This is a genomic window from Ferrovum myxofaciens (assembly GCF_000735045.1).
Lineage (GTDB): Bacteria > Pseudomonadota > Gammaproteobacteria > Burkholderiales > Ferrovaceae > Ferrovum > Ferrovum myxofaciens.
In genome coordinates this window covers 1-257 of the sequence record NZ_JPOQ01000587.1, presented here as the reverse complement: position 1 = coordinate 257, position 257 = coordinate 1, and the positions used below count along the sequence as shown (strand labels likewise).

The window sequence follows — 257 nt, the reverse complement described above, 5'->3', positions numbered from 1 at the left end:
GGAAAGCGGGAAGTTGGTTTTGACTTAGATTTGTCTTGCATTATATATCTAGCATCTGTATAATTAGTACATGAGCGATTACACCATAAAATACAAGAGCAACCTGAACGTAGTTTACTCCTGTAAATACCAGGTTATTTGGTGTCCTAAGTATCGGCGTTCGGTTTTAGTGAAGGGCGTTGACGTTCGGCTGAAAGAAATTATACAAGACGTTGCTACTGAGTATAAATGTGAAATATTGGAACTTGAGGTTATGC

At 38.1% G+C, this 257-nt stretch carries 1 protein-coding gene; it reads left to right on the top strand.

What is annotated here, in order from left to right:
• Nucleotides 1–70: 70 nt before the first annotated feature.
• On the top strand, nt 71–257 hold a 187-nt coding region (locus IV91_RS17680), incomplete at its 3' end, for a transposase (protein ID WP_200874457.1).